The organism is Ruegeria sp. SATB027, from assembly GCF_059613825.1.
Window position 1 is genome coordinate 122,408 of the sequence record NZ_JBXWTH010000047.1, and the last position, 19,697, is coordinate 142,104.

The following is a 19,697-nucleotide window of genomic DNA, read 5'->3' on the forward strand; positions in this document are numbered from 1 at the left end:
GATGCGACCGCTATTGCACGGTGATGTAAGTGCTGCGGCGCGCGCCTTGTTGGCGGCGCCGCCGCCAGAGCGGACCCGCTTATGCGTCCGGATGATCCATGAGGCGGAACTGGCCGACAATCACCGCGCGCGCACGGGTCGGCTGCATCCGGTTTACGGCAACGGATCGTTGATGGCGGTTGCGCGCAACAGGGTGCTGGCCGATGAGCCGGGGTTTGACGATTTGCAATATTGTCAGTGTTTCTCGCTGGTTTTGCACCATCTTGCCGAGTTTCTGATCACCCGGTCGCGCAGCTGACGCATTTGCTGGCAGCCAGATCCAGATACAATCGCCCATCGGGAATTCGGTCGCCGCAATCCTCGCAATATCCGTATTCCCCCTCATCCAGACGCTTTAACGCGGCCTGAAGGCGGCGGGTTTCGACATTGCGATTCACCTGTTGTGCCTTTGCCATCGCCTGGTTTTGCAACGCATCCATGCGGCTGAGCCGACCAACCGCCTGCTGATCCAGTTCAACAACGGCCTGAGCCTGCTGGCCTGATGCGGACAATTGATCCAGTTCGGCCAGACGCTCGTGAATTCGTGTTTCAAAATATGCGCGTTCGGACTCATTCATTTTCGTTGTATCGCGGATCACGGGTTTGCGTTTGGCCTTTTTGCCACTAAATGGCATTCTAGGCGCAGCAAAGGATCAAAAGCTATGTTTGAAAAACGCAGCCCCGTGACACCGGTCGATCCGGTCTGGAACCGTATCACATCCGAGGCCCAAGCAGCCGTCGAGACAGAGCCGCTTATGGGCGGGCTTGTGCACGCCTGTATCCTGCATCACCGCAGCCTTGAGCGTGCACTGTCCTATCGGATCGCGGCCAAGCTGTGTTCGAACGAAATGTCGATGATGGTTCTGCGCGAGATCGTGGACGAGGCTTATGCAAACGATCCCGGTTTGCTGGAAGCCGCCCGCGCCGATCTGATGGCGGTTTATGAGCGTGATCCGGCCTGCCATCGGTTGTTGCAGCCCATTCTGTATTTCAAGGGCTATCAGGCCATGCAGGCCTATCGTGTGGCGCATTGGCTGTGGCGCAAGGGGCGCTATGATCTGGCGTATTTCTTCCAGATGCGATCGTCGGAGATTTTCGGCATCGATATTCACCCGGCCGCGAGGATCGGCAAGGGGATCATGATCGACCACGCCCATTCCATCGTCATCGGTGAAACCGCCGTGGTCGGAGACAATGTGTCGATGCTGCATTCGGTGACGTTGGGCGGAACCGGCAAGGAAGAGGAAGACCGCCATCCCAAAATCGGAGACGGTGTTCTGATCGGGGCCGGGGCAAAGGTGCTGGGCAACATCAAAGTCGGCCATTGCAGTCGTATCGCCGCCGGTTCGGTGGTGTTGCAGGACGTTCCGCCGTGCAAGACCGTTGCCGGTATCCCGGCCAAGATCGTGGGCGAGGCCGGATGCGATCAGCCGTCGATCTCGATGGATCACATGCTGGGCAAAGATCAGTAAACGGTTTCAGTCCGAGCGGTTGTTGCGCCTTTCCAACCGCTCGCGACGCCTGTCTTCCCGCTTTTGCGTGCGCATTTCCCTGCGCTTTTTTTGCTCGGCTTTCTGACGCGCGATGACGGCGGGATCGTTCGAATTGAACTTCGAATTCTCGCCGGGATAGCTGTTGGGCTTTGCGGATACCGCATCAGGTGACGCCCCCGCGAGGAGTACAAAGACGAACAGGATTTGGATCAGGGATCGTAGGAACATCGCGCACCTTTCTTCGTTCAGCATCCGCAGGAAGAAGGTGGGGATGGCGCCAGTGCCGGGCAATCGGTTCGCCGATCACGGGGGCTCAATTCAGCGCCATAAAAAATGTGCCCTCGCCAGAGATGCTTTCTGGCGAGGGCGTTTATTGTGATCAGGCCAACATAACCATCGGGTTTTCAAGATTGTCGACAATGGCCTTGAGCAGCTCGGCCCCCAGCGCGCCGTCGATGACCCGGTGGTCAACCGACATGGTGACAGACATCACCGTTGCCACGGTCAGCTCGCCATCATCCCCGACAACCGGTTTCTTGACGCCGGTGCCGACGGCCAGAATTCCGGCATGGGGCGGGTTCACGATAGCATCGAAATTGTCGATGCCGAACATGCCCAGGTTCGAGATGGCAAAGGTGCCGCCCTGATATTCATGCGGAGCCAGCTTGCGCTCGCGGGCGCGGGCGGCAAGGTCTTTCATCTCGGTCGAAAGGGCTGACAGGGATTTCATGTCAGCGTCTTGCAGGACCGGCGTGAACAACCCGCCTTCGATTGCGACCGCAACAGCCACATCTGACGGTTTCAGTTGCAGCACCCGGTCACCTGCCCAGACGGCATTACAGGCCGGAACCTGTTGCAGCGCATTGGCAACGGCTTTGATGATGAAGTCATTGACGCTGAGCTTGACGCCACGGCCTTCGAGTTGCTTGTTCAGCTGACCACGGAATTTCAACAGCGCATCCAGCTTGATATCGCGGCGCAGGTAGAAATGCGGAATGGTCTGTTTGGCCTCGCCCAGGCGTGCAGCAATGGTTTTGCGCATACCGTCGAGCTTGATTTCCTCGTACGGGCGGCCTTCGTACATCCGCGCGACCATATCCGCCGATGGACCAGACGGAGCTGCTGGGGCAGCTGCGGGCGCGGCGGCGGCGGGAGCAGTGGCAGGAGCTGCTGCCGGAGCGGTGGCAGTTGCGCCTTCGACATCAACCTTGACGATGCGACCGTGCGGGCCGGAACCGGCAATCTGCGTCAGGTCGAGACCTTTTTGCGCAGCAATCCGGCGGGCCAGAGGCGAGGCAAAAATCCGACCACCATCAGCCTTGGCCGGAGCGGCCGGGGCAGGGGCGGGCGCCTCGGGTGCCGCTGGCGCGGCAGCCTCGTTGCCCGCGACGGCTGCGGGGGCAGCCGCCGGTGCAGCAGCCGGAGCCGTGCCAATGTCATCGGCGCTTTCGCCGTCTTCCAGCAAAACCGCGATGGCGGTGTTGACCTTGACCCCTTCGGTGCCCTCAGGGATCAGGATCTTGCCGATGGTGCCTTCGTCAACGGCCTCGAACTCCATCGTGGCCTTGTCGGTTTCGATCTCGGCCAGCAGGTCACCGGAGGAGATGGTGTCGCCTTCCTTGACCAGCCATTTGGCGAGCGTGCCTTCCTCCATCGTCGGGGACAGGGCGGGCATCAGAATTTCTGTAGGCATCTGTCTGTCGCTCCTTACCGGTAGGTCACTTGTTTGACGGCGGCGATCACCTCATCCGTGGTGATCAGGGCCAGCTTTTCGAGATTGGCGGCATAGGGCATCGGCACGTCCTTGCCAGTGCAATTGATGACTGGCGCGTCGAGGTAGTCAAACGCCTCCTGCATCACGACCGAGCTGATGTAGCTGCCGACAGATCCCTGCGGCCAACCTTCTTCGACGGTCACCAAACGATTGGTTTTCATAACCGAGTTGATGATCGCGCCAGTGTCCATCGGGCGGATGGTGCGCAGGTCGATCACTTCGGCGCTGATGCCGTCTTCGGCCAGCTTGTCAGCAGCTTCCAGCGCGTATTGCATGCCGATGCCAAAGCTGACGATGGTCACGTCCGAGCCTTCGCGCCAGATGCGGGCCTTGCCCAGCGGAATGGTGAGGTCATCCACCTGCGGCACTTCGAAAGAGCGACCGTAGAGGATTTCGTTTTCCAGGAACACAACCGGGTTGGGGTCGCGGATGGCCGATTTCAGCAGACCTTTGGCATCAGCAGCCGAATAAGGCATGACGACCTTCAGACCGGGGATCTGCATGTACCACGCGGCATAGTCCTGGCTGTGCTGTGCGGCCACGCGGGCCGCGGCCCCGTTGGGCCCCCGGAACACGATGGGGCAACCCATCTGACCACCGGACATATAAAGCGTTTTGGCCGCAGAGTTGATGATCTGGTCAATCGCCTGCATGGCGAAGTTGAAGGTCATGAACTCGACAATCGGTTTCAGACCGCCAAAGGCCGAACCCACCGCGATACCGGCAAACCCGTGTTCGGTGATCGGGGTGTCGATCACGCGTTTGGAGCCAAATTCATCCAGCAGGCCCTGCGAGATTTTATAGGCCCCCTGATATTCAGCGACTTCCTCGCCCATCAGATAGACGTTTTCATCACCGCGCATTTCCTCGGCCATTGCATCGCGCAAGGCTTCGCGCACGGTTTCGGACTTCATCTCGGCATCCGCGGGCCAGTCGGGTGACAGGTCCACCGCTGGAGCAGCGGGGGCCGCTGCGGCAGGAGCCGGGGCTGCTGTGGGGGCGGCCTCGGGCGCCGCTGCGGCTGCGGGGGTTGCTGCGGGCAGGGCCGAGGCGTCTTCGCCTTCTTCGACCAGCACTGCGATAGGGGTGTTCACCTTGACCCCTTCGGTGCCCTCGGCGATCAGGATCTTGCCGACGATGCCTTCATCGACGGCTTCGAACTCCATTGTTGCCTTGTCGGTCTCGATCTCGGCCATGATGTCGCCCGAGGATACGGTGTCGCCTTCCTTGACCAGCCATTTGGCCAGCGTGCCCTCTTCCATCGTGGGGGAAAGGGCGGGCATGAGAATTTCGGTTGCCATGTCTTATTCGTCCTCTCAGGCGTAAATGTCAGTCCAGAGCTCTTCGACCGAAGGCTCGGGGCTTTCTTTCGAGAATTCGGCGGCCTGATTGACGATCTCCTTGATTTCCTTGTCGATCGCTTTCAGGTCATCCTCGGTCGCGTGCTTGCCGGTCAGCAGCAGCTCACGCACATGTTCGATCGGGTCGCTTTGTTCGCGGACCTTCTGAACCTCTTCGCGGGTACGGTACTTGGCCGGGTCAGACATCGAGTGGCCGCGATAGCGGTAGGTCTTGATTTCCAGGATATAGGGGCCTTTGCCTGCGCGACAGTGCGCGACAGCTTTTTCACCCGCTTCCTTGACCGCCAGCACATCCATGCCGTTGACGATCTCGCCCGGAATGCCGAACGCCTCGCCGCGATGGAAGATGTCCTTGGTCGAGGTCGAGCGGGACTGTGCGGTGCCCATGGCGTATTGGTTGTTCTCGATCACGAAAATCACCGGCAAGCCCCAGATGGCCGCCATGTTGAAGGTCTCATACACCTGACCCTGGTTCGCGGCACCGTCCCCGAAATAGGTGAAGGTCACGCGGCCGTTTTCCTTGTACTTGTCGGCAAAAGCCAGCCCCGCGCCCAGCGGAACCTGCGCGCCGACGATACCGTGCCCGCCGTAGAAGTGCTTTTCTTTCGAGAACATGTGCATCGAGCCGCCCTTGCCTTTGGACAGGCCACCGATGCGCCCGGTCAGTTCGGCCATCACGCCGCCCGGATCCATTCCGCAGGCCAGCATGTGACCGTGGTCGCGATACGAGGTGATGCGCTTGTCGCCTTCCTCTGCAGCGGCCTCGAGCCCGACAACAACGGCCTCTTGTCCGATATAAAGGTGGCAGAACCCACCGATCAGGCCCATGCCATAAAGCTGACCGGCCTTTTCCTCGAATCGGCGGATCAGCAGCATCTCGCGGTAGTATGTCTGGAGTTCTTCCGCAGAAACATTTGGTTTCTTTGTGGTTTTTCGCGCAGCCATCGTGGCGATCTCCCCCTTTCGGACAGATAGTTTAGCGTTAAACTATCTCATAAAGCATTTGGGGCTTTCTGGCGAGGGGAAATGTGACGCAGCGTTCGGCGCGGCGCATCCTGGCCGAAACGCCGGGCCTGAGTTGCTTTTTCTGAAAAGGGTCCTTGATCAGCGGATCACAATTTCGTCCGACCGGATCATGCCCAGAACCGAGCGCGCCTGCTGGTCCAGCAGGTCCAGATCCAGATAGGTGTCGGACAAACGCCGTGTCAGGTTTTCCATCTCGGCGATTTCGACATTCAGTTTTTCCAGACTGCGTGACAGAGCGTCCCGTTCCGCCGCAATTTCGACCCGCCGAAACAGGCCGTAATCCCCCTGAACGGCGGCGAAGGTGAAATACACACCCAGCATGAAAGCCACCGAGAAGAAGAGAACTGCACCCAAACCGGGCCGATGGGAACGGGACACTCTGTTTACCGCCGTATGAAAACTTGCCTCAATAACGGGCTCTTTCCGAGCCTCTGATCGCACTATGTCACAGGCGATTCGGGTTGTGAATCCCCTGATTCGGTTTTTTCATCAGTATTTCGTGTGCGTCCCGGTCAAAGCTCAGCGCCAGGACTGAAGCTGCTGATTTCTTTCAAGCGTCTGCTCTTTCATACAGGTCCAGTAGAACATCGGCGCAGCGCTGCCGCCGCCGGACAGTTCCTTGTCGCAGGTGGCGTCCCGCGTCTTTAGCCACGCACGTTGTTCCGCCAGAAGGGCATTGCCGTTTCCACGTGCATCAGCGACCGGCTTGATCTGTTTCCATAACCGGTTGAGGTCGCGGTCAACGGCTTCCCATTGTTCCTTGGCACAGAAATTTGCGTCAAGCTGTGTCTGGCCACCGCAGCTGGATTGTGCTGTTGCAGGCCACGGCATCGCGAGAAGGACGAGCAGGTATAATGACCTCATGGTATAATCCCCCATTCAAATAGGGGATAATACCATGAACCGTTACAAGCGGCCAATTGCGGCCAGCGTCACTTAGTGTTCCAGCGCAGCGACACCGGGCAGGGTTTTGCCTTCCATCCATTCAAGGAACGCACCGCCTGCGGTCGAGATATAGGTGAAATCCTTGGCCGCCCCCGACGCGTTCAGCGCCGCAACCGTGTCACCGCCACCTGCGACCGAAATCAGCTGACCCGACCGGCTGAGGGCCGCGGCTTTCAGGGCCGCGGCATTGGTGGCCGCGTCGAACGGCTCCAGTTCGAACGCGCCCAGCGGGCCGTTCCAGATCAGGGTCTGGCTTTTGTCGAAAATCGCGGTAATCGCGGCGACGCTTTCAGGGCCCGCGTCCAGGATCATGCCATCCTCGGGGCACTGGTCGGCTGGCAGAACCTTGTGGGGTGCGTTGGCTTCGAATTTCTCGGCCACCACAATGTCACGCGGCAGGACGATCTGGCAGCCCGAGCTTTCGGCTTTGGCCAGAATTTCGGCTGCGGTGTCCTTCATTGCGGTTTCAGCCAGTGATTTGCCAACGCTGATGCCTTGGGCGACAAGGAATGTGTTCGCCATGCCACCACCGATCACCAGGTAATCGACCTTGTCGATCAGATTGCCCAGCAGTTCCAGCTTGGTCGAGACCTTGGCGCCGCCGACAACCGCCGTTACCGGGCGCTTGGGCGCACCCAGCGCGCTTTCCAGCGCCTGCAACTCGGCCTGCATCAGACGGCCCGCACAGGCGGGCAGCAGACGGGCGATGGCCTCGGTCGAGCTGTGGGCGCGGTGCGCGGCTGAAAACGCATCGTTGCAATAGACATCGCCCAGCTTGGCCATGCCAGCGGCCAGATCGGCGTCGTTCTTGGTTTCGGCCGCGTGAAAGCGCGTGTTTTCGAGCAGCAGGACCTGACCGGGTTGCAAGGCTCCGGCGGCCAGTTCCGCCTCGGCCCCGACGCAATCGGCGGCAAACAGAACCTTGGCACCAAAAGCGCTTTCCAAAGTCGGGACCAGTTGTTTCAGTGACAGGCTTTCACGCCGTTCGCCACCAGGACGGCCAAAATGGGCCAGAAGGATCGGTTTGCCGCCAGCGGCCAGAATATCGCGCACCGAGGGGACGATCCTTTGGATACGGGTGGCGTCGGTCACAACACCGTCAACCACGGGCACGTTGATATCCACACGCACCAGCACGCGTTTGCCGTTCAGGTCCATATCGTCCAGTGTTTTCCAGCCCATTGTGCGATCCTTGTCGTTGGCAACCGATTTAGGCGGTTCTTTTCCTGCATTTTGCCCTCAGGTCAATGCGTCACTTGGCATTCGCACGCGTGCGTCATAGGTATTTGCGCAAGATAAACGACAGGAGGGCCTCATGGCCGAGATCAAAGACCCCGAAAACACAATCATCATCGAGCTGAAAGGCGGCAATGTCGTCATCGAGCTGCTGCCGGATGTAGCGCCTTTGCACAGTGCGCGGATGAAGGAACTGGCCCGTGGCGGTGAATATGACAATGTGGCCTTTCACCGTGTGATCGACGGTTTCATGGCGCAAACCGGCGACGTGCAGCATGGCGATATGGAAGACGGGTTCAACCTGCGCATGGCGGGTACCGGCGGTTCGTCGCTGCCGAATGTTCCGGCAGAATTTTCCAAGCTGCCCCATGATCGCGGCACGCTGGGCGCGGCGCGCTCGCAGAACCCGGATTCGGCCAATTCGCAGTTCTTCATCAACTTCAAGGACAATCACTTCCTGAACGGTCAGTACACGGTCTATGGCCGCGTCATCGACGGGATGGAGCATGTGGACGCCATCGTACGCGGCGAGCCGCCTGCAAGCCCGGACCGCATGATCAGCGTCAAGGTGGCCGCAGATGCATAAACTGGCTGCGGCTTTTGCCTTGCTGGCAAGCCCGGCGCTGGCCAGCGGTTTGCAGATCGAGGTCGAAGGGGAAGGGGCCAATGGCACAATCTCGATCGACCTGTTCGAAGATGTGGCACCCCAGCATGTGGAACAGATCACCGCTCTGGCTGCTGACGGTCAGTATGACGGCGTCGTGTTTCATCGCGTAATCGATGGCTTCATGGCGCAAACCGGCGACGTGCAATACGGCAACTCGGGCGCGGACGGCTTCGACATGCGCTATGCCGGGCGCGGCGGGTCGGATCGCGCGGATCTGCCAGCCGAGTTCTCGGACGTGAGTTTTGACAGGGGTGTTGTCGGCATGGCCCGGTCCAGCGATCCGGATTCGGCCAATTCGCAGTTCTTCATCATGTTCGCCCCCGGCCCGTTTCTGGACGGCCAGTATACCGTGGTTGGTCAGGTGACCGACGGTATGGATGTGGTCGACGCGATCAAGCGGGGCGAAGGCCAGAACGGTGCGATCATCGGTGCACCGGATGTGATGAAAAAAGTTACCGTTACCGAATAAGATGATTTAGCCCGGCTCAAGCGCCGGGCTTTTTCTTTGGCCTATTGATCGATGAAATCGCGGATGGCGCGGGTATAGGCACCGGGATCCTGAAAAGATGCGAAGTGGCTGACATCTTCCAGAACAAGCAACTTGGCGCCCGGAATCGCGTCAGCAATTGCTTGTGAATGCGCCATCAGAATGGCCTCGTCATGTGCGCTTTGAACCACAAGTGTCGGGACGGTGATCGATGACAGCGCCTCAAGCCCACCGGGTTTTTCGGTGCCCCACATGGCGGCCACCCCACCAAGGAATGCCTCGAACCCGTCAGGAGTCGGGGACATGGCCGCATAATCTTGCGCCATCATGCCCACATAAGTGCCAAACACCTCGTTGGTTTCCACCGAAGGATCGATCCCGTCCAGTGTGACATTGCCTGCATGGGCAAAGTGACTGACCAGCCGATCCGGGTTGGTGGTCGAGATTGAATACCCGATATTTGCCCCGTCGGACCAGCCGACCAGATGCACCTGATCGACACCCAGATGATCCAGCAGCGCCAGATAATCCTGCGACAACAACGCGTAGGAATAGGGGCTGCCATCGTTGGTGGATCGTCCGTGCCCGCGCGTATCCGCCACGATTACCCTGTGATCCTGGGACAGGTCGGCAACCTGCGCGGCCCAGACATCGCCATGGGCAAGCCCACCGTGGATCATCAGAACCGGGGTGCCGCCCGCATCGCCATACGTGGCGTAATACATGTCGATGCCGTTGATCTCTGCCGTGCCCGCTTCGGTGGCGGCGGGCATCTGGGGGGCTTGCGGGATGCTCAGCCATTTGTCTTCGGCCCAGCCTGCCGTCGCGGCGCAGCTTAGGAAAAGTGCTGTGGTGAATGTCTTCATTGTATCCTCTCGTTGAACCAAAGGCCGTAACCAAGCCAGATTTGACGGAAGGATACCGTGTTTTTCAGTAAACGGGATAATTACCTTTCCCGCGCGGATCAGTCATCCGAGGACATTGCTTTCCAGATCAAGGCACCGATTGCGCCGCCAATCAGGGGGGCTACCCAGAACAGCCAGAGCTGAGCCAGTGCAGGGCCGTCGGCAAACAGGGCAACGCCGGTTGAGCGCGCCGGGTTGACGGAGGTATTCGTCACCGGGATTGAGATCAGGTGGATCAGGGTCAGCGCCAGACCGATGGCAATCGGAGCGAACCCGGCAGGTGCCTTGCCCGACGTCGCGCCCAGAATGATCAGAATGAAGAAAGCGGTCATCACGATTTCGATGATCAAAGCCGACATCAACGAATATCCCTGTGGTGAGGCCTCACCATACCCGTTTGACGCGAACCCTCCGACACCAGCGAAATCGGGTGCCCCGCTGACAATCAGGTACAGAACCACTGCGGCGGCAATTGCGCCAATGACCTGTGCAACCCAATAAGGCAGAAGGTCTTTAGCCGGAAACCGTCCTCCAATCATCAGGCCCAAACTGACGGCCGGGTTGAAATGCCCGCCTGAGATTGGGCCGACCGTGTAAGCCATCGTCAAAACGGTAAGGCCAAAGGCAAAGGAAACACCAAGCCAACCGATGCCGACATCTGCCACACCAGCCGCCAGAACGGCACTGCCGCAGCCCCCCAGAACCAACCAGAACGTGCCGAAGAACTCGGCAAGTAGTTTCGATGACATAGAAAATCCTCCGCCCAATAATGAGGTTAACCGTAATTCAAGAATTAGCTTATGTTAAATTGTTGCGAACGGGGAATTTTTTTCGGCGCTTCCTCAATCGGGTCAGAACGGACCGCTGTGCCACTGAGCGGGATCAAGATGAAAAAGCTTTGACAGCTGTTCATAGATTGCCGGGTCAGAGGATTTCAGTTCCTTCGGCCGTTCAAAGAACACTTCGACCGAAACGGCAAAGAACTCTTCGTGACCTTCCGCGCCGTAGGGATCGATCACTGTGGGTTTTCCGTTTTCCACGGCGTGAACATGTGTCTTGTAACCGTTCAGAAAGGCGGTTTCCCATTCGCCAAAGCTTTGGTTATTGCTGAGCACGGGAACACCATTGGTTGCGCCCGAGAGGTCATCAAGCTGGTGCGCGAACTCGTGAAAGACGACGTTCCGGCCATCGTGATCATTCAGGGCACCGCGCTGGCTGTGGGCCCAGGACAGGATCACGGGGCCGCGGTTCCAGCTTTCGCCGCTGCGGATGATTTCCTGTTCGGTGACGACATAGCCACTGTGGCGGCGCTGTTTTGACTTGAAGGCACCGGGGTAAACCAGAATGGTCGTCAGGTTGTCATACCACTGGTCCGTATTCACCACGAGCAGACAGGCTTGCGCGGCAATCGACACCTGCATGTCTTCGGTGACGTCCAGCCCGTCGCAGCCGACGAAATCGACCTGATCAAGAAACAGGTTGATCTTTCCTTCCAGCGCCCCGCGCAGGTCTTTGGGCAGTTTCCGGATAATTGGCACCTGAGCGTTCACAATATCGCGCTGGTGCTGGGACAGCGACGTGGCCAGCAAGGTCAGGCGGGATTGTCTTTTCGACCAGAAGTGAAAGGCCGCAGCGCCAGCGATCAGCGCGACAACCGTCAGAAAAAGCAACATGGATCGACTGTAGCGTGATCAGATAGGGACGAAAACGGGAAACCCGGATCAACCGGGCACGCAAAAGAAAAGACGCCACGGGTTTCCCCACGGCGTCCTGACAAGAATTGCAGTCTGCTTACTGTTTGACTTCTGCCGCCGGGTTCGATCCGGCTTTGGCGCTGCGGCCGGGGTTCAGGGGGTCGTCCTGACGCTGAACCGAGCCTTCGAAATGCGCGCCGCTTTCAATGGCGATGGTCTTGTGGATGATGTCACCTTCGACACGGGCGGTCGAGGTCAGGCGAACCTTGAGACCACGCACGCGGCCAACGATGCGACCGTTGATCACAACGTCATCTGCGGTGACTTCGCCCTTGATCGTTGCCGATTCACCAATGGTCAGCAGATGGGCGCGGATGTCGCCTTCGACAGTGCCTTCCACCTGAATGTCACCGCTGGTCTTGATGTTGCCGGTGATGTGCAGATCCGAGGACAGAACCGAGGCCGGCGGCTTGGGTTTGGGTGCCATTGCAGGTTTCGCGTCAGCCGGAGCAGGAGCCGCTGGGGTCGCCGGAGCGGCTGGTTTGGCCGCCTCGGGTGCTTTGGGTGCGGGCTCGTTGATTTTGCTTTTAGAAAACATTTTTCGCAGCCTTGATGTAAGTCATTGGGTTTACGGGATTTCCGTTCACGCGCACCTCGTAGTGCAGATGCGTGCCGGTGGACCGTCCGGTGTTACCCATATCAGCAATATGATCCCCGCGCGAGACCCTTTGGCCGACCTTTACGTTGATCTTGGTGTTATGAGCATAAAGTGTCTCAATTCCGAACGCGTGCTTGATTTTCACAAGGCGTCCGAAGCCTGATTGCCAACCGGCATGCGTGACCACGCCATCAGCGGTCGCAAAGATATCGGTGCCAGTCGCTGCGGCAAAATCCGTGCCGTTGTGCATCCGGCTACCGCCGGTTTTTGGGTCGCGGCGGCGACCATATCCGCTGGTAAAGCGAAACGCGCTTTTGACCGGGCTGGCGAAGGGGGCCTTTTCCGCCGCAATCCGGTACAGGTTCAGCTGATCCATCTGGCGCAGCAACGTGTTTGCGCGGACTTCTTCGGGCGAAAGCTCGTCTTCTTCGCCGCGTGTGCTAAGGGATAAAGGGGTCAGCGGACCGCCCATACCGCTATATCCGCGCCGGACCTCTTCGATGATGCGATCTGTCGGCATTCCGGCCTCTCGGAACATCTTGTCCAGAGGTTCGACCGAGATGACCATCGCCTCTTCCAACTGGCGGAAAATCTCGTCGCTGCGTTCCTGCATCAGACGGATTTCCAGTTCCAGATCGTCCCGCTGTTCCAGCGCGTCCTGCGCGTTGGTGGCGATCAGGTCGCGTTCTTTGGCGGTTCGCGCCAAGGCGTCCGTCATAAAGGCCATCTGCACCGGGGCGCTGGAAACCGCGGCATACATATCGGATCCGCTGGTGTCCTGTTTCAATTGGGCCAGCTCTGAGCGCGCCTCTTCGCGCTGTTTCATCGTGGCGCGCAATGTCGTCTGGATGACTTCAATACCTGTCTCAAGCTCGCGGCGACGGTTTTCCGAGGCCAGCAGTTCCGACTGCATCGCGGAAATCTGGTCCAGGGCGGCATTGAATCGGTCCTGAGCGGCCAGTGCCTCATGCGCACGGGAATCGCGTTCTGCCGACAGGGTGTTCAGGCGTTCCTGATAGATGGCCTGATCGCGCTTTGCCTGTTCCCGGAAATTCCCGGCCCCGATGCTGTCCATCAACAATATGGCTGTCGCAACCGCTGTCCATCCGACCATGACGGCAACGCCGGCCATTGCGACGACCTGAGTTTCCGAACTGAGCCGGATAAATTTTGTGTCTGTGTCGGATTTCAGAAAGACCCGGCGTTCCGGGAAATGCCTCTCAAGCAGTGAGTGCAGTTTTATTGCCAGACGTGTTCGCACGCGCCCTACCTTTCATCCCCAAGATCGGAACCGGTCGTGAGTGCCTGCCGTCCCTTGCGCCGATTGCATAAAGCGGCAGGGGCGTTCGGGCAAGTTTGTTGACCAATCAGGTGCAAATGGCGCTGAAATCCCGCAAAGATCGGCGAGATTTTGCCGAAAATAACGCAGAAGTGTCAGTTCGAGAGGTCTCCGGGTGCCGGCAGGTCTTCGGTCAGGGGCCAGTAGAAATCGGGGGGCAACCCGGCTTCGGCCCGTTTTTCTTCGTTGAAGGGGGGCTTGAGAACACCGTGGAAGTACCGCCGGACCAGCGCGTGAAACACATCCTTGGGGTCGGCGTTTTCGCGGCCACACAGGAAGTGGAACCATTTTGAGCCGTAAGCGACGTGGCCGACTTCTTCGGCATATATCACTTCGAGCGCGGCGATGGCCTGCGCGGCCTTGGCCTTGCGGAATATCTCGATCATGCCGGGAGTGACATCCAGCCCACGCGCCTCAAGCACCATGGGTACAACGGCCAGCCGCCCCATCAGATCTTCGGCTGTATCTTCGGCGGCGCGCCACATGCCAGCATGGGCGGGCAGGGCGCCATAGTGGCTGCCCATCTGTTCCAGACAATCGCAGACCATCTCGAAATGGCGCGATTCTTCTTCGGCGCATTTCACCCAGTCATCATAGAACCCGATGGGCATGGGTACATGGCCAAAGCGCGCGATGATGTCCCAGTGCAGATCGACGGCGTTCAGTTCGATATGGGCAACCGCGTGCAGCAGGGCAATGCGCCCGGCCTCGGTACCCGGTTTCCGTTTGGGTACTTCGCGCGGAGACAACAGCGCGGGCTTGTCCGGGCGCGCGGGGGACAGTGGCGGTGATGCGGTGCCGATCTCGATCGGCTCACCCTCGGCCTTGCGGGAGGCAAACCACGCGGCGGCATGGGCTTTGGACAGGGCGGTTTTGGCCCGCCCGTCCGCTGTTGTCAGAACCTCTGTCGCCATCTGTGTCAGTGTTTTGGGCACCGGGTCGCTCCGCCTTAGGCATGTCAGCGCGGGTGATAGACCAGATGGCGCGGCAGGTCGAGGGGGGCTTAGAGCGCCTTCACCGCTTCCAGCACCTCATCCACGTGGCCGGGCACCTTGACCTTGCGCCAGACCTTGGCAATGCGTCCCTCGCTATCAATGATAAAGGTCGATCGCTCGATCCCCATCGATTTCCGGCCATACATGTTCTTTTCAACCCATACGCCATAGTCTTCGCAGACGGTCGAACCTTCGTCCGACAAGAGCGGAGTGGTCAGCCCGTGTTTGGCGACAAACTTGTCATGCTTGGCGACGCTGTCCCGCGAAATGCCGAAAACGTGAGCCCCTGCATCGGTAAACGCCTGAAGCTGCTCTGAGAAACCGATGGATTCCTTGGTGCAGCCCGGCGTATCATCACGGGGATAGAAGAACAAAACCACGGTGCCACCGCGCAACGCCGAAAGCGTCACCTCGCCACCGCCGTCGCGCGGCAAAGTGAAGTCGGGGGCGATGTCTGAAACGTCGGGCATTGGAAACTCCGCTAAAGGTTTTTAAAGGCTGCCCGTCATCATAGGGCAACGCGTGCGGGTTGGAAGGCGTGGATAGCAAATTGAAGCAGCACGAAGACGACGAAGCAAAGCCGGGCAAGCCTGTGCGCCGTCGGTCGCGCCGCCGCACCGCTGGTCTGTGGGCCATGCGTGGGGCCATCGTGCTGGTGCTTCTGGCGATGTTCACCGGTTTCATGGTCGTGGGGCAGAGGATGCACGCGCCGGTCTGGCTGCGCGACAGGGTCGAAGCCCGGCTGGAACGGGCGTTGGGCGGGCTGCAAATCCGGTTTGGAGACGTCAGTTTCATCATCCACGAAGGCTGGCGCCCCCGTCTGCGGCTGACCGATGTTGCCATCAGTGACGCCGCAGGCCAGCAGATTGCGCAGGTATCCGATATGCGCGCCAGCCTGGCCATGCGCCCCTTGCTGCGTGGTCAGGTTCGGCCCAAGCGCATCATTCTGAGTGGCGCGCAGATCGCCATGACCCGCGATCAGGACGGGGCGCTGACCCTGACCGTGGGATCGGGCAGCGCGCCGGTGCAGGAAGCGCCGGACCTTGCACAGCTGATCGAGGGATCGGACGAGGTGTTTCAGTCTCCGCTCCTGTCGGCGCTGACCTCGGTCGAACTTGATGCGATTACGCTGGATTACCGCGACCTGCGGCAGGGGCGGTCGTGGGTTCTGGACGGTGGGCATATTCAGGCGAACCGCAGTGACAACGAAGTGCGGCTTGCGACCGGGTTTTCGGTTCTGGCCGGGCGTGACTATGTCAGCAGTATCGAAGCTAACTATACCAGCGTACTGGGCACGCCTGCCGCCAGTTTTGGCATCTCGGTCACCGATCTTCCGGCCGAAGACATAGCAGGCCAAAGCCCGGCCCTTGCCTGGTTGCAGGTTCTGCGCGCACCGATTTCAGGGGCTTTGCGGGGCAGTGTCGATGAGAACGGGGCCACAGGAACCGTGTTCGCAACCCTCAATCTGGGGGCCGGGGCGGTGCAGCCCAACCCGGAAACGCGCCCGGTTCCTTTCGAATCTGCCCGCACGTATTTCACCTATGACCCGAAAGCCCAGATGCTGGACTTCAATGAGGTATCGGTGGTGTCGGCCTGGGGCACAGTTCAGGCCGATGGAAAGGCGTTTCTGCAAGGGGCTGAGGACGGTGTGCTGGACAGTCTGGAGACGCAGCTGCGCTTGTCCGGGATCAATGTGAACCCGGCAAATCTTTTCCCGGAGCCGATTCAGTTGTCGCGTGCCAGCGTGGATTTCAAGATGGCGTTCAACCCGTTCCAGTTGCGCCTTGGCCAGATGACCATCGAGGATCCGGGCCATACCGTGCGCGCCTTCGGGGTTTTGCATGGTCGTCCCGATGGCTGGGCTGTGGCGCTGGATGCCCATCTGGATCAGATGAGCTCGGACAATGTTCTGAGTTACTGGCCCGAGCGTCTGGCGCCGAAGCCACGGGAATGGGTGACGGAACATCTTTATCAGGGGGTTTTGTCGGACATGGATTTCGCCCTGCGTCTGGAGCCCGGTTCCAAACCGGACCTGTATCTTGATTTCGGGTTCGAACAGGGCAAGGTCCGCTTTGCCAAGACCCTGCCGCCGATCGAAGATGCACAAGGTCAGGCCAGTCTGATCGACAGCCGGTTTACGGTCACCGCGCAGCAGGGGGTGGTGGTCGCCGATGACGGGGGGAGTGTGGATGCCGCGGGGACGTCCTTCATCATACCTGACACGGATATCAAGAAATCCGCACCCGGCATCGCGCGTATTCAGGCAAAGGGCAGCGTGACCTCTGCATTGTCGCTGCTGGACCGACCACCGCTGGAATTGCTGAGCAAGGCCGGGTTGCCCGTTGATGTTGCCAAAGGCACGGTCGCGTTGACCGGAACGCTGTCCCTGCCGCTGATAAAAGAGCTGAAGTTTCAGGATACCGAATTTCACTTCAACGGAACGCTGGCCAATCTGTCCAGTGACCGTCTGGTACCGGGATTTTCCGTAAGTGCCCCGATGCTGGATATTTCCGGCAATCAGTCGGGTGTTCAGATTCAGGGACTGGGTCAGTTCGGCGATGTTCCGCTAGAAGCACTTTGGCAGCAGCCTATTGACGGCGAAACCGAACAGCGCAGCACCTTGACCGGCCAGATCGAACTGTCCCCACGTCTGATGGATGAGATCAGGGCCGGCCTGCCGCCGGGGATGCTGACGGGCAAAGGGGTTGCCGAAATTACACTGGGCCTGGGCGCTGGGGCACCTCCGAAACTGTCTGTTGTTTCGGACCTTCAGGGCGTGGCGCTAGCTATCCCTGAACTCGGCTGGCGCAAGGCGGCGAACACCAAAGGATCGCTGACTGCCGACGCGACGTTGGGCGCGCAGCTGAAAGTGGACGACCTGCGGATCAACGCAGCGGGACTGCGCACAACCGCATCCATTTCCTTTCACGAAAACGGTGAATATGACCGTGTCCAGTTCAGCTCGTTCGATCTGGGGGACTGGCTGGCGGTTCCGGCGGAACTGATCGGGCGGGGGGCTGCTGTCCCGGATATCCGCGTCTTAGGCGGTGTGCTGAACATGGGGCGTGCAAACTTCGGGGAAAGCGGCGGATCGGGCGGAGGCGGAGGTGCCGGACCAAAACTGGACGTGACATTGGACCGTCTTCAGGTCACCGAAACCGTTGCGCTGACAGGTTTCCGGGGTGCGTTCCAGACGACCGGTGGCGTAAATGGCACTTTCACAGCGCGGGTGAACGGCGGAGCGGCTGTTGCCGGTCAAGTGACCCCGCGGGGAAATCGAAGCGCCGTTGACCTGACGTCGAAAGACGCGGGGGCCGTTTTGCGATCAGCCGGGGTTCTGACGCAGGCGCGCGGCGGTGATCTGGACCTCAAGCTTGAACCGGTGGCTGCGCCCGGCAGTTACGACGTGATCCTGAAAATCGTTAATACCCGGATCACCGACGCCCCGGCCATGGCCGCGATCCTGAACGCGATCAGCCTTGTTGGTCTGCTGGACGAGATGGCCGGGCAGGGGATCTTCTTTTCGGCGATTGACAGCCGCATGAGGATATCGCCCACTGACATCAAAGTGCTGAGTGGCAGCGCTGTTGGCCCGTCAATGGGGCTTTCGTTTGATGGCACAATCGACACCGTGAACAGCCTGCTGAACCTGCGGGGGGCGATTTCACCGATTTACCTTCTCAATGCCGTTGGCAGCGTGTTTACCCGCAAGGGTGAAGGCGTCATTGGGTTCAATTACACGCTGACCGGGCCGATATCTTCGCCCAAAGTCGCGGTGAACCCTCTGTCCGGTCTGGCGCCCCTGTTTCTGCGTGATCTCTTGCGTCAGCCTGCGCCAACGGTCTCGGATGGCCCCAATGCTGCGCCGGTGGAACCTGACGAGCCGAAACCGACTTTTGGCTCTCCTCCCAGTGACCGCTGACGGGATATGGCAGAATCTTTTGTGGGGTTGTAAGGCGCGGTCATGAAGCTCAGCGATTTTGATTTCGACCTGCCCGACGACCTGATTGCCACGCGGCCTGCCTGCCCGCGATCCTCTGCGCGCCTGCTTGTGGCGCAGGGGGGTGGTACAGTGGACAGCCACGTGTTCGATCTGCCCGATTTCCTGCGTCCGGGTGACCGGCTGGTGTTGAACGACACACGCGTTATCCCGGCGCGTCTGAACGGGCGGCGCCACAGGGACAGCGCGCAAGGCCCGGTTTCCGCCGGGGTCGAGGCCACTCTGCTGGATCCGCAGGCCGATGGCACCTGGTCTGCGCTCATCAAGCCGCTGAAGAAAGTGAAGCCGGGGGAAGAGATTGTATTTTCCGCCGATCTGAGCGCGACGCTGGATCGGGTGAAAGACGGGCAGGCCTTTTTGCGCTTCAATCTCAGCGGTCAGGATTTCGACAAGGCGCTGGATCAGGCCGGTGCGATGCCGTTGCCGCCCTATATTGCCGCCAAACGTCCGGCCGATGAGCAGGACAAGACGGATTATCAGACCATCTGGGCCCGCAAGTCCGGTGCGGTGGCAGCGCCGACCGCCTCGTTGCATTTTGACGATGCCCTGATGCAGGCTTTGTCGGAACGGGGTGTCGCCGTCACACATGTGACCCTGCATGTTGGCGCCGGAACCTTCCTGCCGGTCAAGGTCGAGGATGTGACAACCCACAAGATGCACGCCGAATGGGGGCAGGTCAGCGCCGAGGCTGTCGCCGAGATACAGGCCACCAAAGCTGCGGGCGGGCGTGTCATCCCGGTGGGCACCACTGCCCTGCGCCTGATCGAAAGTGCTGCGCGTTCGGGCACGATCGAACCGTGGGAAGGTGACACCGATATCTTCATCTATCCCGGTTTCCGGTTTCACGTTACCGATGCGCTGATGACAAATTTTCATCTGCCGAAATCCACGTTGCTGATGCTGGTTTCGGCGTTGATGGGTCAGGACCGGATGCGCGAGGTTTACACCCATGCCATCGCGCAGAAATACCGGTTCTTTTCTTATGGCGATGCGTCGCTTTTGATCCCCGGATAGGCGCGCATACGGCATCACCGACAGGGAATGTCGTAGACAAGCGCGATGGAAGCGGTCTTTGATC

At 59.7% G+C, this 19,697-nt stretch carries 21 protein-coding genes; 6 read left to right on the plus strand and 15 right to left on the minus strand.

Going from position 1 to position 19,697, the window contains the following annotated elements; genetic code table 11:
- Position 1 precedes the first annotated feature (1 nt).
- On the plus strand, positions 2 to 298 hold the full coding sequence (locus AC2FPW_RS14295) for a DUF7742 family protein (protein WP_480584850.1): 297 nt from the start codon (positions 2 to 4) through the stop codon (positions 296 to 298).
- Here the strand turns inward: AC2FPW_RS14295 and AC2FPW_RS14300 are convergent.
- Positions 279 to 617 (minus strand): TraR/DksA family transcriptional regulator, encoded by a 339-nt coding sequence (locus AC2FPW_RS14300; RefSeq protein WP_480564273.1) that lies wholly within the window; start codon positions 615 to 617, stop codon positions 279 to 281. The genes AC2FPW_RS14295 and AC2FPW_RS14300 overlap by 20 nt on opposite strands.
- A gap of 84 nt (positions 618 to 701) precedes the next feature.
- Between AC2FPW_RS14300 and cysE the strand changes: the two genes are divergently transcribed.
- Positions 702 to 1,511, plus strand: a complete 810-nt coding sequence (gene cysE / locus AC2FPW_RS14305; RefSeq protein WP_267364267.1) for a serine O-acetyltransferase — start codon at positions 702 to 704, stop codon at positions 1,509 to 1,511.
- A 6-nt stretch (positions 1,512 to 1,517) separates the two neighbouring features.
- On the opposite strand, the gene AC2FPW_RS14310 is transcribed toward cysE, so the two are convergent.
- The 7 genes from AC2FPW_RS14310 to AC2FPW_RS14340 form a co-directional block, all read right to left on the minus strand.
- Positions 1,518 to 1,760, minus strand: coding sequence for a hypothetical protein (locus tag AC2FPW_RS14310; RefSeq protein ID WP_496814227.1), 243 nt, complete (start codon positions 1,758 to 1,760; stop codon positions 1,518 to 1,520).
- 151 nt (positions 1,761 to 1,911) lie between these two features.
- A complete protein-coding gene (locus tag AC2FPW_RS14315) occupies positions 1,912 to 3,225 on the minus strand; it encodes a pyruvate dehydrogenase complex dihydrolipoamide acetyltransferase (protein WP_496814229.1) in 1,314 nt (437 codons plus the stop codon).
- 14 nt (positions 3,226 to 3,239) lie between these two features.
- Positions 3,240 to 4,607, minus strand: coding sequence for a pyruvate dehydrogenase complex E1 component subunit beta (locus AC2FPW_RS14320; protein ID WP_496814231.1), 1,368 nt, complete (start codon positions 4,605 to 4,607; stop codon positions 3,240 to 3,242).
- 15 nt (positions 4,608 to 4,622) lie between these two features.
- Positions 4,623 to 5,612, minus strand: a complete 990-nt coding sequence (gene pdhA, locus AC2FPW_RS14325) for a pyruvate dehydrogenase (acetyl-transferring) E1 component subunit alpha (RefSeq protein WP_209503593.1) — start codon at positions 5,610 to 5,612, stop codon at positions 4,623 to 4,625.
- 159 nt (positions 5,613 to 5,771) lie between these two features.
- Positions 5,772 to 6,071, minus strand: coding sequence for an FtsB family cell division protein (locus tag AC2FPW_RS14330; RefSeq protein ID WP_209503595.1), 300 nt, complete (start codon positions 6,069 to 6,071; stop codon positions 5,772 to 5,774).
- 141 nt (positions 6,072 to 6,212) lie between these two features.
- The gene (locus AC2FPW_RS14335) at positions 6,213 to 6,557 is read right to left on the minus strand and encodes a lysozyme inhibitor LprI family protein (protein WP_496814233.1); all 345 of its coding nucleotides are present in this window, start codon (positions 6,555 to 6,557) and stop codon (positions 6,213 to 6,215) included.
- Positions 6,558 to 6,629: 72 nt separating this feature from the next.
- Positions 6,630 to 7,820, minus strand: coding sequence for a phosphoglycerate kinase (locus AC2FPW_RS14340; protein WP_496814235.1), 1,191 nt, complete (start codon positions 7,818 to 7,820; stop codon positions 6,630 to 6,632).
- 133 nt (positions 7,821 to 7,953) lie between these two features.
- Between AC2FPW_RS14340 and AC2FPW_RS14345 the strand changes: the two genes are divergently transcribed.
- The gene (locus AC2FPW_RS14345; protein WP_209503601.1) at positions 7,954 to 8,460 is read left to right on the plus strand and encodes a peptidylprolyl isomerase; all 507 of its coding nucleotides are present in this window, start codon (positions 7,954 to 7,956) and stop codon (positions 8,458 to 8,460) included.
- A complete protein-coding gene (locus AC2FPW_RS14350; protein WP_209503603.1) occupies positions 8,453 to 9,010 on the plus strand; it encodes a peptidylprolyl isomerase in 558 nt (185 codons plus the stop codon). The genes AC2FPW_RS14345 and AC2FPW_RS14350 overlap by 8 nt, the downstream gene beginning before the upstream one ends.
- Before the next feature lie 41 nt (positions 9,011 to 9,051).
- On the opposite strand, the gene AC2FPW_RS14355 is transcribed toward AC2FPW_RS14350, so the two are convergent.
- From AC2FPW_RS14355 to AC2FPW_RS14385, 7 genes are all read right to left on the minus strand, one after another.
- Positions 9,052 to 9,894, minus strand: a complete 843-nt coding sequence (locus AC2FPW_RS14355; protein WP_496814237.1) for an alpha/beta fold hydrolase — start codon at positions 9,892 to 9,894, stop codon at positions 9,052 to 9,054.
- Positions 9,895 to 9,992: 98 nt separating this feature from the next.
- Positions 9,993 to 10,682, minus strand: coding sequence for an aquaporin Z (aqpZ, locus tag AC2FPW_RS14360; RefSeq protein ID WP_496814239.1), 690 nt, complete (start codon positions 10,680 to 10,682; stop codon positions 9,993 to 9,995).
- A gap of 102 nt (positions 10,683 to 10,784) precedes the next feature.
- Entirely contained in the window at positions 10,785 to 11,606 is an 822-nt protein-coding gene (locus AC2FPW_RS14365) for a M90 family metallopeptidase (RefSeq protein ID WP_496814240.1), read from the minus strand.
- Between the two features lie 118 nt (positions 11,607 to 11,724).
- A complete protein-coding gene (locus tag AC2FPW_RS14370; protein WP_209596778.1) occupies positions 11,725 to 12,225 on the minus strand; it encodes a bactofilin family protein in 501 nt (166 codons plus the stop codon).
- A complete protein-coding gene (locus tag AC2FPW_RS14375; RefSeq protein ID WP_496814241.1) occupies positions 12,215 to 13,546 on the minus strand; it encodes a DUF5930 domain-containing protein in 1,332 nt (443 codons plus the stop codon). Before AC2FPW_RS14375 ends, AC2FPW_RS14370 begins: the two co-directional genes overlap by 11 nt.
- Before the next feature lie 173 nt (positions 13,547 to 13,719).
- Entirely contained in the window at positions 13,720 to 14,538 is an 819-nt protein-coding gene (locus AC2FPW_RS14380; protein WP_267364278.1) for a ferritin-like domain-containing protein, read from the minus strand.
- An 89-nt stretch (positions 14,539 to 14,627) separates the two neighbouring features.
- A complete protein-coding gene (locus AC2FPW_RS14385; RefSeq protein ID WP_480584825.1) occupies positions 14,628 to 15,089 on the minus strand; it encodes a peroxiredoxin in 462 nt (153 codons plus the stop codon).
- A 68-nt stretch (positions 15,090 to 15,157) separates the two neighbouring features.
- Between AC2FPW_RS14385 and AC2FPW_RS14390 the strand changes: the two genes are divergently transcribed.
- Together AC2FPW_RS14390 and queA are read left to right on the plus strand one after the other, a co-directional pair.
- Complete coding sequence (locus AC2FPW_RS14390) at positions 15,158 to 18,541, plus strand: YhdP family protein (RefSeq protein WP_496814242.1); 3,384 nt, start codon at positions 15,158 to 15,160, stop codon at positions 18,539 to 18,541.
- Positions 18,542 to 18,583: 42 nt separating this feature from the next.
- On the plus strand, positions 18,584 to 19,633 hold the full coding sequence (gene queA, locus AC2FPW_RS14395; RefSeq protein WP_480485320.1) for a tRNA preQ1(34) S-adenosylmethionine ribosyltransferase-isomerase QueA: 1,050 nt from the start codon (positions 18,584 to 18,586) through the stop codon (positions 19,631 to 19,633).
- The last annotated feature ends 64 nt before the right edge of the window (positions 19,634 to 19,697 follow it).

Coding starts and splice junctions, on each gene's coding strand:
- AC2FPW_RS14295 (WP_480584850.1), top strand. CDS start 2: ATGCGACCGCTATTGCACGGTGATGTAAGTGCTGCGGCGCGCGCCTTG.
- AC2FPW_RS14300 (WP_480564273.1), bottom strand. CDS start 617: ATGAATGAGTCCGAACGCGCATATTTTGAAACACGAATTCACGAGCGT.
- cysE (WP_267364267.1), top strand. CDS start 702: ATGTTTGAAAAACGCAGCCCCGTGACACCGGTCGATCCGGTCTGGAAC.
- AC2FPW_RS14310 (WP_496814227.1), bottom strand. CDS start 1,760: ATGTTCCTACGATCCCTGATCCAAATCCTGTTCGTCTTTGTACTCCTC.
- AC2FPW_RS14315 (WP_496814229.1), bottom strand. CDS start 3,225: ATGCCTACAGAAATTCTGATGCCCGCCCTGTCCCCGACGATGGAGGAA.
- AC2FPW_RS14320 (WP_496814231.1), bottom strand. CDS start 4,607: ATGGCAACCGAAATTCTCATGCCCGCCCTTTCCCCCACGATGGAAGAG.
- pdhA (WP_209503593.1), bottom strand. CDS start 5,612: ATGGCTGCGCGAAAAACCACAAAGAAACCAAATGTTTCTGCGGAAGAA.
- AC2FPW_RS14335 (WP_496814233.1), bottom strand. CDS start 6,557: ATGAGGTCATTATACCTGCTCGTCCTTCTCGCGATGCCGTGGCCTGCA.
- AC2FPW_RS14340 (WP_496814235.1), bottom strand. CDS start 7,820: ATGGGCTGGAAAACACTGGACGATATGGACCTGAACGGCAAACGCGTG.
- AC2FPW_RS14345 (WP_209503601.1), top strand. CDS start 7,954: ATGGCCGAGATCAAAGACCCCGAAAACACAATCATCATCGAGCTGAAA.
- AC2FPW_RS14350 (WP_209503603.1), top strand. CDS start 8,453: ATGCATAAACTGGCTGCGGCTTTTGCCTTGCTGGCAAGCCCGGCGCTG.
- AC2FPW_RS14355 (WP_496814237.1), bottom strand. CDS start 9,894: ATGAAGACATTCACCACAGCACTTTTCCTAAGCTGCGCCGCGACGGCA.
- aqpZ (WP_496814239.1), bottom strand. CDS start 10,682: ATGTCATCGAAACTACTTGCCGAGTTCTTCGGCACGTTCTGGTTGGTT.
- AC2FPW_RS14365 (WP_496814240.1), bottom strand. CDS start 11,606: ATGTTGCTTTTTCTGACGGTTGTCGCGCTGATCGCTGGCGCTGCGGCC.
- AC2FPW_RS14370 (WP_209596778.1), bottom strand. CDS start 12,225: ATGTTTTCTAAAAGCAAAATCAACGAGCCCGCACCCAAAGCACCCGAG.
- AC2FPW_RS14380 (WP_267364278.1), bottom strand. CDS start 14,538: ATGGCGACAGAGGTTCTGACAACAGCGGACGGGCGGGCCAAAACCGCC.
- AC2FPW_RS14385 (WP_480584825.1), bottom strand. CDS start 15,089: ATGCCCGACGTTTCAGACATCGCCCCCGACTTCACTTTGCCGCGCGAC.
- queA (WP_480485320.1), top strand. CDS start 18,584: ATGAAGCTCAGCGATTTTGATTTCGACCTGCCCGACGACCTGATTGCC.